The sequence below is a fragment of the Photobacterium sp. R1 genome, from assembly GCF_054600795.1.
This window is the reverse complement of the sequence record NZ_BAAHZP010000763.1, coordinates 1-252: the sequence shown is the minus strand read 5'-3', so window position 1 is coordinate 252 and position 252 is coordinate 1. Positions and strand designations below refer to the sequence as shown.

General features: G+C 32.5%; 1 protein-coding gene. It reads left to right on the top strand.

Annotated features, from left to right (window positions below; all coding sequences use genetic code 11):
- Positions 1-44 precede the first annotated feature (44 nt).
- A partial coding sequence (locus ACYP03_RS27135; protein ID WP_459782823.1) for a hypothetical protein occupies positions 45-252 on the top strand: 208 nt, incomplete at its 3' end.

Sequence of the window (252 nt, the reverse complement as noted above, 5' to 3'; positions counted from 1 at the left end):
AACTTGTTGGATTTTATAATACATTTTGTGTTACGGCAGATGATATGACAATCCTCAAAATGAAAGAAAGAGATGTCGATTTATATTTAGATGAAAAAACACATCAAATATATGCAATCCAAAGCAGTTGTTTTGCATCAGTACAATTTCATTTGGAATCATTTTTAACGGTTAATGGCCCACAAGTTCTCGAGTATTTTGTGAAGCCTCTCTTGAATTATCAGTATTTTAAGGAAGCAGAAGTATGCGCAG